Origin of the sequence: Nocardioides sp. (assembly GCF_036401255.1) — a bacterium.
GTDB lineage: Bacteria > Actinomycetota > Actinomycetes > Propionibacteriales > Nocardioidaceae > Nocardioides.
On record NZ_DASWVI010000320.1, the window covers coordinates 1 to 16,221 of the forward strand.

The window sequence follows — 16,221 nt, forward strand, 5'->3', positions numbered from 1 at the left end:
CGGCCGCAGCGTCGGCCACCGCCGGACCGCCTCGGCGGCCGCCTGGCGCAGCGTCGCGTTGAGGTCGCCGCTGACCCCGTCGGGGATCGCCACCGCGCCCAGGGCGGTGACCGCGGTCGCGACCTGCACGTCGTCGGTGACGACCAGCACCCGAGCCACCGCCCCGGTGGCCGCGCACGCCGTGACCGTGTCGAGCGCGAAGGCCTCCGCGAGTGCCTGCCGCGTCGGGCCGCCGACCTCGGCGAGGCGCGACTTGCCCACCGCGGGCGGCTTCACTGGGACCACGACGGCGTACTGCTGCTCGGACATCGGCCCGATCCTGTCAGGCGGCCCGGACGTCCCGGCGCGGCGGCCCGCGCTGGGACCGGTGGGAGCAGCGTGACCGAGTAACCTGCGTCCGTGACGGTTCGCAAGCTCCAGCAGAAGCGCGGATGGGCGTGGAACCTCGCCGTCCCCATCATCAAGCCGCTGCTGCTGGCCACCACGACTCGGGAGTGGGTCGGCGGGGAGAACATCCCCGAGTCCGGCGGCTTCATCCTCGCCCTCAACCATGTCTCGCACGTCGACCCGTTGACCGCGGCGCACCTGGTCTACGACCACGGCCGGCTGCCGCGGTACCTGGCCAAGTCCGGCCTGTTCAAGACCAGGCTCGGTGCGTTCTTCTTCACCGCCGCCGGCCAGATCCCGGTCGAGCGGCTCTCGGCGAACGCCGCCGGCGCCTACGACGCCGCCGTCGAGGCGGTCCGCCGCGGCGAGTGCGTGGTCGTCTACCCGGAGGGCACGATCACCCGCGACCCGGGCGGCTGGCCGATGACCGGGAAGTCCGGTGCGGCCAGGATCGCACTCGCGACGGGGTGCCCGGTGATCCCCGTCGGGCAGTGGGGCGCCCAGCAGCTGCTCCCGGCGTACACGAAGAAGCCGGACCTGTTCCCGCGCAAGCGCATCCAGATGCGCGTGGGCCCGCCCGTCGACCTGTCCGACCTGCTCGAGCAGCCGCGGACCACCGCCGTCGTCCAGCAGGCGACCGACCGGATCATGGCCGCGATCACCGCGCTCGTGGAGGAGGTGCGGGGCGAGCCGGCTCCGCCGGAGCGCTTCGACGTGCGCAAGGCCGGGGTCCGGCCGATCGGCAATCCCCGCAAGGACCAGAAGAAGGGCCGTCCGTGAGCGCCGGCAAGGTCGCGGTGTTCAGCGCCGGTTCGTGGGGTACGGCGTTCTCGATCGTCCTCGCCGACGCCGGCAACGACGTGACGCTGTGGGCGCGGCGCGAGGAGCTCGCGGCCGCGATCAACGACCGCCACGAGAACCCCGACTACCAGCCCGGCGTGGAGCTGCCGCCGGCGATCTCCGGCACCCACGACGTCGAGAAGGCGCTGCACGGCGCCGACCTGGTCGTGCTCGCGACCCCCTCGCAGACGCTGCGCGAGAACCTGACCCAGTGGGCGCCGTACATCGAGGACGACGCCGTCCTCGTGTCGTTGATGAAGGGCGTCGAGCTCGGGACGCTGGAGCGGATGAGCCAGGTGATCGCCGAGGTCACCGGCGCCGGTCCCGAGCGGATCGCCGTCGTCAGTGGGCCCAACCTGTCCCCGGAGATCGCGCGGCGCGAGCCGGCGGCATCCGTGGTGGCGTGCGAGGACGAGAGCGTGGCGCGGATGATCCAGGACCGCATCCACTCACCGGCGTTCCGTCCCTACACCAGCGTCGACGTGCTCGGCTGCGAGCTCGGCGGTGCCTACAAGAACGTCGTGGGCCTGGCGGTCGGCATGGCCGTCGGCCTCGGCTTCGGCGACAACACGACCGCCTCCGTCATCACCCGGGGGCTGGCGGAGACCGCGCGGCTGGCGATGGCGCTGGGGGCCAACCCGCTCACGCTGATGGGTCTGGCGGGACTGGGCGACCTGGTCGCGACCTGCTCCTCGCCGCTGTCGCGCAACCGGACGTTCGGGGAGAAGCTCGGCCGCGGCATGACGACGGCGGAGATCCTCGCGACGACCCGTCAGGTGGCCGAGGGCGCGAAGTCCTGCGCCTCCCTGCTCGCGCTCGCCGAGCGCACCGGCGTGGACGCCCCGATCGCCCACCACGTCACCGCCGTCGTCGACGGCCGGATGACCGCCCAGGAGATGATGGACTCCTTCATCGCCCGCGACACCAAGGCCGAAACTGACTGAGACGAGCAGGCTCCTCGGATCGCAGCGTCGCGCGAGGGGTCTCGATACGCCGTCGCTCGTGCCTCGCGACGGCTACTCGACCATCGAACGATCGTTGGTCGAGTAGCGAGCGCCAGCGAGCGTATCGAGACCTGACGGCGTCAGACGACCGCGTCCAACGCCGCCCTCAGGTCGTCCCAGAGGTCGTCGACGTCCTCGACGCCCACCGACATGCGCACCAGCCCGGCGGGGATCGTCTCGGGCTCGGCCTTCCAGCGGCGGCGCCGCTCGAACGTCGACTCCACGCCGCCGAGCGAGGTCGCGTGCACCCAGAGCCGGGTGCCGCGGGTGACCCGGTCCCCGGCGGCGGCACCGCCGGCGAGCACCATCGCGACGATCCCGCCGAACCCGGGGTAGCGCACCTCGGCGACGGCCGGGTGCTCCGCCAGCCGCTCCACCAGCACTCGGGCGTTGGCCTGGGCGCGCTCGACGCGCAGGTGCAGGGTGCGCACGCCGCGCAGCGCGAGCCAGGCCTCGAGGGTCCCCGGGGTCGTGCCGGTCAGGTCGCGCCGGCCCTTGAGCACGGCGTACAGCTCGTCGTCGCCGGTGACGACGGCGCCCATCAGCACGTCGCTGTGCCCGGCGAGGTACTTGGTCACCGAGTGCACGACGAGGTCGGCGCCCAGCGTGAGCGGCTGCTGCAGGAGCGGCGTGGCGAACGTGTTGTCGACCACCACGTAGGCGCCGGCCGCCCGCGCGGCCGCGCTGATCGCCGAGATGTCCGCGATCTCGAGCGCCGGGTTGGTCGGGGACTCCAGCCAGACGAGAGCGGCGTCCGCGCACGCCGCGACTACCCCGTCGGTGTCGGTGATGTCGACGAGCGACGTGCGGACCCGGCCACGGCTCTCGAGGTCCGCGAGCTGCAGCAACGTGCCGTTGTAGGCGTGCGCGGGCGCGACGACGAGGCCCTCGTGACCGACGAGGTCCAGCACGGTCGACACCGCGCCCAGACCGGACGAGAACGCCAGCGCCCGCCCACCCTCCAGCGACCCGAGGACCTCCTCGAAGGCCGTCCAGGTGGGGTTGCCGTAGCGACCGTACTCGACCTCGCCGCCCGCGACGTACGTCGAGGCCATGGTGATCGGCTCGTTCAGCGGCTGATCCGGCTCGCGCGACGGCCGCCCGGCGGTGACCGCGATCGTGCCCGGCTTGAGGTCTCGCGAGGCGCTGCTCATGGGGCCACGCTAGACGGATAGGGTCGGGCGCGATGAACGAGTCCACGCGCAAGCCCCGCGTCGCCGTCGTGTTCGGCGGCAAGTCCAACGAGCACGCGATCTCGTGCGTGACCGCCGGGAGCGTGCTGGCCGCGATCGACCGCACGGCGTACGACGTCGTGCCGATCGGCATCGCGACCGACGGCCGCTGGGTGCTGGAGTCCGGGGACCCGGAGCGGCTGCGCATCGAGGGCCCCGACCGGCTCCCGCACGTCGACGGCGAACGGGCGACGATCGCGCTCGCGCCCGAGACCGCGTCCACCGGCCTGGTCGTCACCGAGCCGGCCCAACCGCCGCGGACCCTCGGCGAGGTCGACGTCGTGTTCCCGCTGTTGCACGGCGCGTGGGGCGAGGACGGCACCATCCAGGGCCTGCTCGAGATGGCGGGCGTGCGCTATGTCGGCGCCGGGGTGCTCGCCTCGGCGGTCAGCATGGACAAGGCCTACATGAAGGTCGTGCTGGCGGCTGCGGGGCTGCCGGTGCTGCCCTCGGCGACGGTGACGGCGCGGGAGTGGGCGCGAGACCCGGCGCGGTGCCGCGCCCGGGCCGACGAGCTCGGCTACCCGTTGTTCGCCAAGCCCGCGCGGGGCGGTTCCAGCCTGGGCATCTCCAAGGTGCACGACGCGAGCGAGCTCGCGGACGCGCTCGCGGAGGCGTTCCAGCACGACCCGAAGGTGCTCCTCGAGGCCGCCGCGGTCGACGCGCGCGAGGTGGAGTGCGGGGTGCTCGAGGCGCTCGACGGCACCCCGGAGACCAGCGTGCCCGCCGAGATCCGGATCACCGGCGACCACGAGTTCTACGACTTCGCGGCCAAGTACCTCCCCGAGGAGCACACCGAGCTCGACGTGCCGGCGGACCTGCCCGACGACGTGACCCGGCAGATCCAGGAGCTCTCGGTGCGGGCGTTCGAGGCCGTCGGCTGCGAGGGCCTGGCCCGGGTTGACTTCTTCGTGCTGCCCGGTGGCCGGCTCGTGGTCAACGAGATCAACACGATGCCGGGCTTCACCCCGACCTCGATGTACCCGCAGATGTGGGCGGCCTCGGGCCTCGACTACCCGGCACTGGTCGACCGGCTCATCCAGCTGGCCCTGCGGCGCGACACCGGCCTGCGCTAACCGGACACCGGATCAGTCGCACTCGTCGCGCAGCGTCAGGTGCTCGCGCACCGGCTCCGCCAACGCCGCCAGCGCCGCCGCGGACGGCGCGCCGCGCTGGTCGGCCGGGACGAGCAGCGAGACCCGTGGCAGGTAGCCGACCGCGGTGAGCAGGACGTCGGCATCCTGGTCCGCTTCCTGCTCGGGCGGCACGAACCAGCCCACTCCTGAGGCCTCGGTGCACGCGGAGAACTCGTCGAACTCGGGCGGGATGTCGACGCCGCAGGTGACCACGATCGCGGGATCGCCCCACGCCGCGCCGTACTCGCTGTCACCGGAGACCTCGCGCTCGTCGAGACCCGCGAGCGTCGACGGCAGGTCCGCGACGAACTCGCGGCAGGTGCGCTGGTCGGCGGCGGAGAGGTCCGGCGCGTCGATCTCCACCGGCCCGGTGGAGCAGCCGGTCGCGAGCAGGACGGCCGCACACGCGACGGCGCCCCGGGTCCATGGGGACCCGGGGCGCCGACGACGTACGGCGGGGGTCACCCTCAGATGTGGACGACCGGGCAGGTCAGCGTGCGGGTGATGCCCTCGAGGTTCTGCACCTTCGAGACCACGAGCTTGCCGAGCTCGTCGACGTTGCGGGCCTCCGCGCGCACGATCACGTCGTAGGGTCCGGTGACGTCCTCGGCGAGGGTCACGCCCTTGACCTGGGCGATGGCGGAGGCCACCTCGGCAGCCTTGCCGACATCGGTCTGGATCAGGATGTACGCCTGGACGACCATCGAGCTCTCCCTGGGGTCTGGACGGGTGATCTGCGTTCTGCGGGAACTGCCACGCCAACCTATCGTGCGCCACCCCGGCCCGCATCTGGTGGGATGGGTCCATGTCGTTCCCACCAGACGCCACGTTGGCCGACGCGGGCGAGTTCGGGCTGATCTCGGCGATCGTGGACCTGTTCTCGCAAGGTGAGCAGGTGCTCGTCGGCCCGGGCGACGACGCCGCGGTCCTGCGGGTCCGCACCGGGCACGTCGTCGTGTCCACCGACCTGATGGTCGAGGGGCGGCACTTCCGCCGGGAGTGGGCGGGCGCGGCCGACGTCGGCCACCGGGCGGCCGCGCAGAACCTCTCCGACATCAACGCGATGGGTGGGCGCGCCACCTCGCTCACGATCGGTCTCGCGGCGCCGGCCGACCTGCCGGCGCAGTGGGCGCTGGACTTCGCCCGGGGCTTCGCCGAGGAGTGCGCGCTGGTGGGGGCAAGCGTCGTCGGCGGCGACGTCACGCGCGCCGACGAGGTCGTGATCGCGGTGACCGTCCTCGGGGCCTGCACCCAGGCGCCGGTGCTCCGTTCGGGGGCGCGGCCCGGTGACGTGCTCGCGCTGTGCGGCCGGCAGGGCTGGGCCGCGGGCGGTCTCGCCGTGCTCGGCCGGGGCTTCCGCTCCCCGCGGGTGCTCGTGGAGGCCTACCGCCGCCCGGAGCCGCCGTACGACGCCGGCCGGCTCGCCGCCGAGGCCGGCGCCACCGCGATGATCGACGTCTCCGACGGGCTGCTCGCCGACGCGGGCCACATCGCCGCGCACTCGGGCGTCGCCATCGACGTGCACACCGCCGCCTTCGAGGTGCCCGAGCCGCTGCAGGCGGTCGGCGCCGCGCTGGGCGCCGACCCGATGCAGTTCATCCTCGGCGGCGGCGACGACCACGCGCTGCTGGCGACTTACCCCGACGCCGCCTCCGTGCCCGAGGGCTGGTCGGTCATCGGCCGGGTCGGCGAGGGGGAGGGCGTCACGGTCGACGGCGCGGCCTACGACGGCCCCACCGGCTGGACCCACTTTTGAGCTGCCCGAGGCGGCGCTTGCGCCGACTCGGAGGCAGCAGCCAGGTCGAGTAGCCCCGCGGCCGAGGGACGAGGCCGCGACGGGCGTACCGAGACCTCAGCTCCGGATGGGTCTCGATACGCTCGCTGGCGCTCGCTACTCGACCACCGAGGGGAGCGCTCGCTACTCGACCACCGAGGACATGAGAAAGGCCCCGACCGCTGGACGATCGGGGCCTCTCGGAAGAGCTCAGGTCAGCGCGTGACCTTGCCGGCCTTGAGGCAGCCGGTGCACACGTTGAGTCGCTTGGGGGTGCCGTTGACGGTGGCCCGCACGCGCTGGATGTTGGGGTCGAAGCGACGCTTCGTGATCTTGCGCGACCACGGACGGTTGTTGCCGAAGCCCGGCTTCTTGGCGCAGATGTCGCAGACGGCAGCCACCGTGTGCTCCTTAAACGATCGAGGATGTGGAACTGATTCGCAGAGGGGCCCGCTGAGCGGGCAACCGCACAAGAGTATCCGATGGCCCCGGACACGCGGAAATCGAGCGGACGCACTAACCTGTGGGACTCGACATCTCCCGAGCGAGCAGTCTCCACGATCGAGGACGGCGATGGAAACTCCCCGCAGCGGCGCCATCACGCTCGAGGTGGTGCTGCGGTTCGTCGACATCGCCGCCGACGCGTTGGCCGACGCCCGCGAGGAGATCGATGCGCTCAATGTCTACCCGGTGCCCGACGGCGACACCGGCACGAACATGTACCTCACGGTCTGCGCCGCGAGGGACGCCGTGCGCGAGGCCACCGCGGGCCAGGCCGGCGCGGACCTCGGTACGGCGCTCGCCGCGTTCGGCCGGGGCGCGCTCCTCGGTGCGCGGGGCAACTCCGGGGTCATCCTCAGCGAGATGCTCGGCGCGATCGTGCGGCGCATCGCCGCGGCCGAGCCGGGGGAGCGCAACGCCCACGTGATGGCCGACGCGCTGCGCCGCGCCACCGAGGCCAGCTATGCCGCGGTCGGTGTCCCGGTCGAGGGCACCATGCTCACCGTCACGCGGGCGGCCTCCGAGGCGGCCGCCGAGACGGCCCGGGACCCCCGGGCACGCGCCCGTGATGTGTTTGCCGCCGCTGCGGCGGCGGCCCGCGAGGCGCTCGCGCACACCCCTGAGCAGCTGCCCGCGCTGCGGGCGGCCGGGGTGGTGGATGCGGGTGGCCGGGGTGTGAGCGTGATCCTCGACGCCGCCGAGACCGTGCTCACCGGGCGCCGCCCGGCGCCCGTGACCGAGCCCTTCGGCAGCCACCACATCCCGGTCCCGACCGGGGGGAGCTCGGGCGACCTGACCCCGGACGGGCCCGCCTACGAGGTGATGTACCTCCTCGACGCCGACGACGCGGCGATCCCGGTGCTGCGGAGGGCGCTGTCCGGGCTGGGCGACTCCCTCGTGGTCGTCGGCGGCGACGGGCTGTGGAACGTGCACGTGCACGTCGACGACGTCGGGGCGGCGATCGAGGCCGGGATCGCCGCCGGCCGCCCGCACCGGGTGCGGGTGACGCACTTCGCCGAGCAGATCCAGGCCGCCCGTGGTCGCACCGCCGCACGCGACGGGCGCTGCGTGGTCGCGGTCGCGGCCGGACCCGGCCTGGCCGCCCTCTTCGAGGCGGCGGGCGCGGTGGTCGTCCACGGCGGCCCGGGCCACCGGCCCTCGACCGGCCAGCTGCTCGAGGCGATCACGGCGTGCGGCGCCGCCGAGGTCATCGTGCTGCCCAACGACCACGACTCGGTGCGGGTCGCGCAGGTCGCGGCGAGCACCGCCGAGGCCGACGCCGACGGTGCCATCCGGGTCGCCGTGATCCCCACGCAGGCCCAGGTGACCGGTCTCGCGGCGGTCGCGGTGCACGAGCCGGGCCGGTCCTTCGACCAGGACGTGCTCGAGATGACCGCGACCGCACGGCACGCCCGGCAGGGCGCGGTGACCGTGGCGGCCCGGCAGGCGATGACGATGGCGGGGCCGTGCGAGCCCGGCGACGTGCTCGGGGTGATCGCCGGTGACTTCGCGATCGTCGGCGAGGAGCTGTACGCCGTCGCCACCGACGTGCTCGACCGCCTGCTCGGCGGCGGCGGCGAGCTCGTCACGATCGTCGCGGGCGCCGACGACCCCGAGGGCTCGCTGGCCACCCGCTGCGCGGCGTACGTCGAGCAGCACCACCCTGCTGTCGACGTCGTGGTGTACGACGGTGGGCAGCAGCGCTATCCGCTGCTGATGTCCGTCGAGTAGCCAGGCAGGGAGACAGCGGTGATCAGCCTCGACACGCCCGTGGTCGCCGTCCTCGGCGACCACAAGAAGAAGCGCGCGGCGATCGAGGACCGGCTGGGGCTGCGCACCGTCGGCGACCTGCTGCGCCACTTCCCGCGGCGCTACATCAAGACCGGCGAGCTCACCCGCGTCGAGGAGCCCAACGTCGGCGACCTGCTCACGGTCGTGGGACAGATCGCGTCCAGCAAGATCGCCACCTACCAGGACCGCCGGACCGGACGCCCGGCCTACCGGGTCGACGTGGTGGTGCGCACCGACGGCCCGTCGTTCCGCGTCTCGATGTTCGCCAAGAACCAGCACATGGCGCAGTGGCAGCAGCAGAACCGCGTCCCGGCCGGTCGCCGCGGCATCTTCGTCGGTCAGGTGAGCAGGTTCCGTGACGAGTGGCAGCTCACCCATCCGCAGGTCGTGCTGTTCGGCACCGCCGACGAGGACGCGGCGCAGCTCTCGCTCGACGCGATCGGCGACCTCTACCCGATCTACCCCCTCACCAAGGGCGTCGACTCGTGGGACCTCCAGCGCGCGGTCGCGTTCGCGCTCTCGGTCGTCGACGACGTGCCCGACCTGCTGCCGCCCGCGCTGCGCGAGCGCCACGAGCTCCTCGACGTCCGTACGGCGCTGCAGCGCATCCACAACCCCGACGACTGGGGGCAGGTCACCAGCGCCCAGCGCCGCTTCCGGTTCGAGGAGGCGCTGGTCACCCAGCTCGTGCTGGCGCGTCGACGGCGCGCGATCCGCGAGCTCGGCGGCCGGGCGCGCACCGGAGCGGACGGTGGCCTGCTCGCGGCGTTCGACGCGCGGCTGCCGTTCGAGCTGACCGCCGGGCAGCGCGAGATCGGTGCCCAGATCGAGGCCGACCTCGCCCAGCCGCACCCGATGAACCGACTGCTCCAGGGCGAGGTCGGCTCCGGCAAGACCCTGGTGGCACTGCGTGCGATGCTCCGGGTCGTCGACTCCGGCGGCCAGGCCGCGCTGCTGGCTCCCACCGAGGTGCTCGCCCAGCAGCACCACCGCTCGATCACCGCCATGCTCGGCGACCTCGCGGCCGGCGGCATGCTCGGCAGCGCGCCCGAGGCCACCAACGTCGAGCTGCTCACCGGCTCGATGACCAAGGCCCAGCGCACCGCGCCGATGTCGCGGCTGGCCAGCGGCGAGGCCGGCATCGTGATCGGCACCCACGCCCTGCTGGAGGAGAAGGTCCAGTTCGCCGACCTCGGCCTGGTCGTCGTGGACGAGCAGCACCGCTTCGGGGTCGAGCAGCGCGCCGCCCTCACCGACAAGGCCGGCACCCCGCCCCACGTGCTGGTGATGACCGCGACCCCGATCCCGCGCACGGTCGCGATGACGGTGTTCGGCGACCTGGAGACCTCCACGCTCACCGAGCTGCCCGCCGGCCGCGCGCCGATCCAGACCAACGTGGTCCCGCTCGCCGAGCAGCCGCACTGGCTCGGCCGGGTCTGGGAGCGGGTCCGCGAGGAGGTCGCCCGGGGCCACCAGGTCTACGTCGTCTGCCCCCGCATCACCGGCGACGAGAGCGAGCAGGGCGAGCGCGACCAGATCGACGTGGACGAGGACGGCAACGCGATCGCGCCACCGGGAGCGTCCGAGACGCTCAACGCCGTCGAGGAGGTGGCGGCGCGGCTCGTCGAGGGGCCGCTGGCCGGTCTGCGGGTCGAGCGGCTGCACGGCAAGATGGCGCCCGAGGACAAGGACGCGGTGATGCGTGCGTTCGCCGCCGGCGAGGTCGACGTCCTGGTCTCCACGACCGTGATCGAGGTCGGCGTCGACGTCGCCAACGCCACCGCGATGGTGCTGCTCGACGCCGACCGGTTCGGCGTCTCCCAGCTCCACCAGCTGCGCGGCCGGGTCGGCCGGGGCGGCCACCCGGGCCTGTGCCTGATGGTCTCCTGGGCCGAGCCGGACACGCCGGCGCGGGCGCGGCTCACCGCGGTCGCGGCCACCACCGACGGCTTCGAGCTCAGCCGCGTCGACCTCGAGCAGCGCCGCGAGGGCGACGTCCTCGGCCGGTCGCAGTCCGGGTTCAAGTCCAGCCTCGAGAACCTCCGGGTGCTGCGCGACGAGAAGACGATCGTCGAGGCCCGGGCCGCGGCGGTCGACCTGCTCGACGCCGACCCGCAACTCCGCGGCGCGCCCGAGCTCGCCGCCGCGGTCGCGGCACTCGAGGAGTCCGTGCAGTCCGAGTTCATGGAGAAGTCGTGACCCGCATCATCGGCGGCAGCGCGGGCGGCCGGCGGATCGGCACGCCCCGCGGCGAGGCCACCCGGCCGACCAGCGACCGGGTGCGCGAGGCGCTGTTCTCCGCGATCGAGTCCTGGTGCGGGTCCCTGCACGGCCTGCGGGTCCTCGACCTGTACGCCGGCTCGGGCGCGGTCGGCCTGGAGGCCTGGTCGCGCGGCGCGGAGGCCGTCACGCTCGTCGAGTCCGACCGGCGCACCGCCGCCCTGGTGGCGGCCAACGCCCGGACGCTGGGGTGCCGGAGCGCGGACGTCGTGACCGGATCCGTCGCCACCGTCCTGGCCCGCGAGCCCGCCGCGGCGTACGACCTGGTCTTCCTCGACCCGCCCTATCCGCTCGACGAGGCCGCCCTCGCCACCGATCTCGCCCGGCTCGTCGAGCACGGCTGGCTCGCGCCCGGCGCGCTGGTGGTCGTCGAGCGGTCCTCGCGCAGCCCCGAGCCGACCTGGCCGGCCGGGCTCGGCCGCGACCGTGAGAAGCGTTACGGCGAGACCACGCTGTGGTACGCGATAGCGTCCACGCCATGACCCGTGCGGTGTGCCCCGGCTCGTTCGACCCGGTGACCAACGGCCATCTCGACATCGTCCGCCGGGCGGCCGCGATCTTCGACGAGCTCGTGGTCGCGACCGGCACCAATCCCTCCAAGTCGCGCCTCTTCGAGCCCGAGGAGCGGCTCGACATGCTGCGCGAGGTGTGCGCCGACCTGCCGAACGTGACCGTGATGGGCTTCACCGGCCTGATCGTCGACTTCTGCCGCGAGCTCGGGGCCCCGGCGATCGTGAAGGGGCTGCGGGGCGGCAACGACTACGAGTACGAGCTGCCGATGGCCCAGATGAACGTGCACCTCACCGGCGTCGAGACGGTCTTCTTGCCGACCAACGCCTCCTGGGGCTACGTGTCCTCCAGCCTGGTCAAGGAGGTCGCCATGCTCGGCGGGGACGTCTCCTCCCTCGTGCCGCCGGGGGTGCACCGCCGGCTGCAGGCCAAGCTCGCCCAGCGGTGACACCGTGCGGGGACCCGCCGGTTTTGCCCGGCCCGTCCGCTGCCCGGTACGCTCTACGACGATCTGTTTGTGCCCGGACCTGGAAGTAGACCCCTGAGCAGCCTGGACCCGAGAGCGCCGCTCGTGCTCGATACCCGCGAGCTCGGCCGCCGCCCGGGGTCCCAGCGTCAGGAGAAGCGGACGGTTCCGGCACCGGCAGATCTGGGCATCGAAGTCCTCCGTGTCCCGGAAGGCTCGCCGGTCGACCTCGACCTGCGGCTGGAAGCGGTCATGGAGGGTGTGCTGGTCACCGGTTCGGCCTCGGCCGAGCTCGCCGGTGAGTGCGCGCGGTGCCTGGAGCCGATCACCGACGAGATCGAGGTCCGGTTCCAGGAGCTGTTCGTGTACGACGACCAGGACTACTCCTCCGAGGAGGACGACGAGGTCAGCATGCTCGAGGGCGACCTGCTCGACCTCGAGCCCCTGCTGCGGGACGCGGTGGTGCTCGCACTGCCGTTCCAGCCCTTGTGTGAGGACGACTGTCCGGGCCTGTGCCCCGAGTGTGGGGTGCGACTCAAGGACGACCCGGACCACACGCACGAGGCGCCGGTCGACCCGCGATGGGCCGGACTGGCCGCCCTGCAGGACCAGCACGACCAGCAGGACCACGACTGACCACGACCGGGAGGACGTCCCGGTCAACCATGAGGAGAGAACAGTGGCTGTCCCGAAGCGGAAGATGTCGCGCAGCAACACGCGTCACCGTCGTTCGGCCTGGAAGGCCGTCGCCCCGACCCTGGTGACCTGCGCGAACCCCGCCTGCGGTGCCAAGCACCTGCCGCACCGTGCGTGCGGCGAGTGCGGCCAGTACGGCGCGCGCGCCGACCGTCGTCAGGTCCTCTGACCCGACCGGTCCGCTGACCAACTACGCAGAGCTCCGAGCGGCTCTCGGGGATCCGACCCTGGACCCCGAGCTGCTGGAGCGCGCCCTCACCCACCGGTCCTTCGCCTACGAGAACGGTGGCCTGCCGACCAACGAGCGGCTGGAGTTCCTCGGGGACTCCGTGCTGGGGGTCGTGGTCACCGAGACGCTCTACCGCACCCACCCGGACCTCTCCGAGGGCCGGCTGGCCAAGCTGCGCGCCGCGGTCGTCAACGCCCGGGCGCTCGCCGGGGTCGGTCGCCAGATCGGCGTCGGCGAGCACGTCAAGCTCGGCCGGGGTGAGGAGTCGACCGGTGGCCGCCACAAGGCCTCCATCCTCTCCGACACCGTCGAGGCCGTGATCGGCGCCGTGCACCTCTCCGGCGGCTTCGAGACCTCGGCCGTCGTGGTCCACCGGCTCTTCGACCCGCTGATCGAGGCCGCCTCGGCCCTCGGCGCGGGTCTGGACTGGAAGACCTCCCTGCAGGAGCTGTCCGCCGAGCACGGTCTCGGCGTCCCCGAGTACGTCATCGAGGACGACGGCCCCGACCACATGAAGACGTTCACGGCTCAGGTCCGGGTCGGCGACGGCCTCTACGGCAACGGCGTGGGCCGCTCCAAGAAGGAGGCGGAGCAGGCCGCCGCGGAGACGGCGTACGGCGAGATCGCCTCCGACCTCGGTGTCGAGGACCCGGCCGCGGACGCGGCCGCCCACTCCGCCCACGAGAACTAGCCCGTGCCGGAGCTGCCCGAGGTCGAGGTGGTCCGGGCCGGCCTCGAGCGGCACGTGCTCGGTGCCACCGTCACCCGGGTCGACGTGCTGCACCCCCGGCCGGTGCGCCGCGACCTGCGCGGACCCGCCGGCTTCGCCGCCGCGCTGACCGGGCGCCGCATCGAGGCGGCCCGCCGGCGCGGCAAGTACCTCTGGCTGCCCCTCGACAACGGCGACGCGCTGCTCGGCCACCTCGGGATGAGCGGCCAGCTGCTCGTGCAGCCGGCGGACGCCCCGGACGAACGGCACCTGCGGGTGCGCCTCGCGCTGGAGGGCGCCGACGACGGTCGAGAGCTCCGGTTCGTCGACCAGCGGATGTTCGGCGGGCTGTCGGTCTCGGCGGGCGGGGCCGACCTGCCGCCCGAGATCGCCCACATCGCCCGCGACCCGCTGGACCCGGAGTTCGACGACGATGCGTTCGTGCGGAAGGTGCGCCGGCGCACGTCCGGGGTCAAGCGCCAGCTGCTCGACCAGAACCTGGTCTCCGGAGTCGGCAACATCTACGCCGACGAGGCGCTGTGGCGGGCCCGCATCCACGGCGAGCGGCCCGGCGACCGGCTCACTGCGAGCCAGGTGCGCGAGCTGCTCGGTCACGCCCGCGAGGTGATGCTCGCGGCGCTGGGGGAGGGCGGCACCTCGTTCGATGCGCTGTACGTCAACGTCAACGGCGAGTCGGGATACTTCGACCGCTCGCTGCATGCCTACGGCCGCGAGGGCGAGCCCTGTGAACGGTGCGGCACACCGATCCGGCGGGTGGCGTTCATGAACCGCTCGTCGTACTTCTGCCCGGTGTGCCAGCCGGCGCCCCGGAAGCGTCGGACGCCCCCGCGAACGGCGCGCCTCGCAGATTGACCAGAACCCGGACTGGTGGGACTCTTGAAGACGGCCCGCCATCGCGGGTCGTCCACCACCCTGGAAGGCTTTGTCCATGGCCAAGGCGCTGATCGGATACATGAACAGCGACCTGCGGACGCCCGCCGCCCTCGTAGCCGAGAACCACCGGCTTCGCGCGCGCGTGCGCGAGTTGGAGACGCTCGTCGTCCGCCTCAGCGAGGAGAACGACAAGCTGACGGCCGCGCAGTCGGTCACCATGCTCGACCTCGAGCACGAGTCCCTGCAGGAGATGCAGCCCGCCTGAGCGCCGGGCTCGAAAACCGGATGTCCGTGCGGGCGTCCGGCACTAATCTGACTCCCTTGTGAGCAGCCTGGCCGAGATCGTCGCTCCCCGCCGGCTCGGCACCGGCTTCCGCTGGCTCCTCGCGTCCTCGTGGGTGAGCAACCTCGGCGACGGCATCGCGATCGCGGCCGGCCCGCTGCTGGTCGCCTCCCTCACGCACGACCCGTTCCTGGTCGCGCTCGCGGCCCTCCTGCAGTGGCTGCCACCGCTGGTGTTCGGGCTGTACGCCGGAGCGCTGGCCGACCGGCTGGACCGCCGGGTCATCGTGGTGACCGTCGACCTGCTGCGGGCCGTCGTCCTCGTGCTGCTGACGCTGGCGATCGCGACCGACCTGGTGTCGATCGCACTCGTGCTCGTCACGATGTTCCTGCTCGGCACCGCCGAGGTCTTCGCCGACAACACCGCGTCCACGCTGCTGCCGATGCTCGTGCACCGCGACGACCTGGCGGTCGCGAACGCCCGACTCACCACCGGGTTCATCACCGTCAACCAGCTCGCCGGCCCGCCCATCGGCGCGGCGCTGTTCGCCGCCGGCCACGCGATCCCGTTCGTGGCGCAGGCGGTGGTCGTCGCCCTCGGGGCGCTGCTCGCGGCCCGGATCGCGCTGCCGCCGCACGGACGCGCGCGCGGCGAGCGGACCGAGCTGCGCCAGGACGTGGTCGAGGCGTTCCGGTGGGTGTGGCACCACGCCGCCGTACGCACGCTGGTGCTCACGATCTTCGTCTTCAACATCACCTTCGGGGCGGCGTGGTCGATCCTGGTGCTCTACGCCACCCAGCGGCTCGGCATGGGCGAGGTCGGCTTCGGGCTGCTCACCACGATCTCGGCCGTCGGCGGGCTGCTCGGCACGCTGTCCTACGGCTGGATCACCCGGCGGGTGAGCCTCGGCAACATCATGCGGGTCGGGCTGATCTTCGAGACCTTCACCCACCTCGCGCTGGCACTCACCACCCGGCCGGCGGTGGCGATGGTGATCTTCTTCTTCTTCGGCGCGCACGCCTTCATCTGGGGCACCACCTCGACCACGGTCCGCCAGCGGGCGGTGCCGAGCGGGCTGCAGGGCCGGGTCGGCAGCGTGAACCTGGTCGGCGTCTTCGGTGGGCTCGTGATCGGGTCCGGCATCGGCGGAGGCCTCGCCCGGCACTGGGGCGTCACCGCGCCGTTCTGGTTCGCGTTCGCCGGGTCGGCGGTGTTCGTGGTGCTGATCTGGGGCCAGCTGGTCCACATCGCCCACACCGACGAGCAGGCGCCGGCGAGCGCCTGAGGGTGGTTGCATGGGCCCATGCACCCGGTGGACGAGCTGACCGGCCTGATCGAGGCGCTGCCCGACGGCGTGGTGATCACCGACCCCGACGCCGTCGAGAAGTACCGCTTCGACTGGTCGCGCGACCGGGCCGCGGGTCACCCGCTCGCCGTCGTGCGCGCCGCGGACGCGGCGCACGTGCAGGCCGCGGTGCGCTGGGCCGCC

Annotated in this window: 18 protein-coding genes and 2 pseudogenes; 15 read left to right on the plus strand and 5 right to left on the minus strand. The window is 73.0% G+C overall.

Annotated elements, in window-relative coordinates; genetic code table 11:
- A pseudogene (locus VGD85_RS15055) lies at positions 1 to 309 on the minus strand (2-phospho-L-lactate guanylyltransferase); the annotation flags it as partial.
- A 90-nt stretch (positions 310 to 399) separates the two neighbouring features.
- Here VGD85_RS15055 and VGD85_RS15060 point away from each other — a divergent pair.
- Together VGD85_RS15060 and VGD85_RS15065 are read left to right on the plus strand one after the other, a co-directional pair.
- Entirely contained in the window at positions 400 to 1,167 is a 768-nt protein-coding gene (locus VGD85_RS15060) for a lysophospholipid acyltransferase family protein (protein ID WP_331064252.1), read from the plus strand.
- Complete coding sequence (locus tag VGD85_RS15065; protein WP_331064253.1) at positions 1,164 to 2,171, plus strand: NAD(P)H-dependent glycerol-3-phosphate dehydrogenase; 1,008 nt, start codon at positions 1,164 to 1,166, stop codon at positions 2,169 to 2,171. Before VGD85_RS15060 ends, VGD85_RS15065 begins: the two co-directional genes overlap by 4 nt.
- Before the next feature lie 140 nt (positions 2,172 to 2,311).
- On the opposite strand, the gene VGD85_RS15070 is transcribed toward VGD85_RS15065, so the two are convergent.
- Positions 2,312 to 3,385, minus strand: coding sequence for a trans-sulfuration enzyme family protein (locus VGD85_RS15070; RefSeq protein ID WP_331064254.1), 1,074 nt, complete (start codon positions 3,383 to 3,385; stop codon positions 2,312 to 2,314).
- A gap of 32 nt (positions 3,386 to 3,417) precedes the next feature.
- Between VGD85_RS15070 and VGD85_RS15075 the strand changes: the two genes are divergently transcribed.
- Positions 3,418 to 4,539 (plus strand): D-alanine--D-alanine ligase family protein, encoded by a 1,122-nt coding sequence (locus VGD85_RS15075; RefSeq protein WP_331064255.1) that lies wholly within the window; start codon positions 3,418 to 3,420, stop codon positions 4,537 to 4,539.
- 12 nt (positions 4,540 to 4,551) lie between these two features.
- On the opposite strand, the gene VGD85_RS15080 is transcribed toward VGD85_RS15075, so the two are convergent.
- A complete protein-coding gene (locus tag VGD85_RS15080) occupies positions 4,552 to 5,064 on the minus strand; it encodes a DUF3515 domain-containing protein (protein ID WP_331064256.1) in 513 nt (170 codons plus the stop codon).
- Between the two features lie 2 nt (positions 5,065 to 5,066).
- Positions 5,067 to 5,303 (minus strand): Lrp/AsnC family transcriptional regulator, encoded by a 237-nt coding sequence (locus tag VGD85_RS15085; protein ID WP_284536751.1) that lies wholly within the window; start codon positions 5,301 to 5,303, stop codon positions 5,067 to 5,069.
- 101 nt (positions 5,304 to 5,404) lie between these two features.
- Between VGD85_RS15085 and VGD85_RS15090 the strand changes: the two genes are divergently transcribed.
- Positions 5,405 to 6,355 carry a thiamine-phosphate kinase gene (locus tag VGD85_RS15090; protein WP_331064257.1) on the plus strand — a complete coding sequence of 317 codons (951 nt, stop codon included), beginning with the start codon at positions 5,405 to 5,407 and terminating at the stop codon, positions 6,353 to 6,355.
- A 233-nt stretch (positions 6,356 to 6,588) separates the two neighbouring features.
- On the opposite strand, the gene rpmB is transcribed toward VGD85_RS15090, so the two are convergent.
- Complete coding sequence (gene rpmB, locus VGD85_RS15095) at positions 6,589 to 6,774, minus strand: 50S ribosomal protein L28 (RefSeq protein ID WP_011756723.1); 186 nt, start codon at positions 6,772 to 6,774, stop codon at positions 6,589 to 6,591.
- Between the two features lie 172 nt (positions 6,775 to 6,946).
- On the opposite strand from rpmB, the gene VGD85_RS15100 reads away from it, so the two are divergent.
- The 11 genes and pseudogenes from VGD85_RS15100 to VGD85_RS15150 all read left to right on the plus strand — a co-directional run.
- Positions 6,947 to 8,605, plus strand: a complete 1,659-nt coding sequence (locus VGD85_RS15100) for a DAK2 domain-containing protein (protein WP_331064258.1) — start codon at positions 6,947 to 6,949, stop codon at positions 8,603 to 8,605.
- An 18-nt stretch (positions 8,606 to 8,623) separates the two neighbouring features.
- Positions 8,624 to 10,864 carry an ATP-dependent DNA helicase RecG gene (locus VGD85_RS15105; RefSeq protein ID WP_331064259.1) on the plus strand — a complete coding sequence of 747 codons (2,241 nt, stop codon included), beginning with the start codon at positions 8,624 to 8,626 and terminating at the stop codon, positions 10,862 to 10,864.
- Positions 10,861 to 11,427, plus strand: coding sequence for a 16S rRNA (guanine(966)-N(2))-methyltransferase RsmD (rsmD, locus tag VGD85_RS15110; protein ID WP_331064260.1), 567 nt, complete (start codon positions 10,861 to 10,863; stop codon positions 11,425 to 11,427). Before VGD85_RS15105 ends, rsmD begins: the two co-directional genes overlap by 4 nt.
- Positions 11,424 to 11,903, plus strand: a complete 480-nt coding sequence (gene coaD, locus VGD85_RS15115; RefSeq protein ID WP_331064261.1) for a pantetheine-phosphate adenylyltransferase — start codon at positions 11,424 to 11,426, stop codon at positions 11,901 to 11,903. The genes rsmD and coaD overlap by 4 nt, the downstream gene beginning before the upstream one ends.
- A 270-nt stretch (positions 11,904 to 12,173) precedes the next feature.
- Entirely contained in the window at positions 12,174 to 12,557 is a 384-nt protein-coding gene (locus tag VGD85_RS15120) for a YceD family protein (protein ID WP_414690817.1), read from the plus strand.
- 43 nt (positions 12,558 to 12,600) lie between these two features.
- Positions 12,601 to 12,786 carry a 50S ribosomal protein L32 gene (gene rpmF / locus VGD85_RS15125; RefSeq protein WP_081790257.1) on the plus strand — a complete coding sequence of 62 codons (186 nt, stop codon included), beginning with the start codon at positions 12,601 to 12,603 and terminating at the stop codon, positions 12,784 to 12,786.
- On the plus strand, positions 12,728 to 13,537 hold the full coding sequence (gene rnc, locus VGD85_RS15130) for a ribonuclease III (RefSeq protein WP_331064262.1): 810 nt from the start codon (positions 12,728 to 12,730) through the stop codon (positions 13,535 to 13,537). The genes rpmF and rnc overlap by 59 nt, the downstream gene beginning before the upstream one ends.
- A gap of 3 nt (positions 13,538 to 13,540) precedes the next feature.
- Entirely contained in the window at positions 13,541 to 14,428 is an 888-nt protein-coding gene (gene mutM / locus VGD85_RS15135) for a bifunctional DNA-formamidopyrimidine glycosylase/DNA-(apurinic or apyrimidinic site) lyase (protein ID WP_331064263.1), read from the plus strand.
- 76 nt (positions 14,429 to 14,504) lie between these two features.
- Positions 14,505 to 14,714: a hypothetical protein gene (locus VGD85_RS15140; RefSeq protein WP_331064264.1), complete on the plus strand. Its 210-nt coding sequence runs from the start codon at positions 14,505 to 14,507 to the stop codon at positions 14,712 to 14,714.
- A 58-nt stretch (positions 14,715 to 14,772) separates the two neighbouring features.
- On the plus strand, positions 14,773 to 16,017 hold the full coding sequence (locus tag VGD85_RS15145) for an MFS transporter (protein ID WP_331064265.1): 1,245 nt from the start codon (positions 14,773 to 14,775) through the stop codon (positions 16,015 to 16,017).
- Between the two features lie 18 nt (positions 16,018 to 16,035).
- Positions 16,036 to 16,221, plus strand: a pseudogene (locus VGD85_RS15150) (FAD-binding oxidoreductase); the annotation flags it as partial.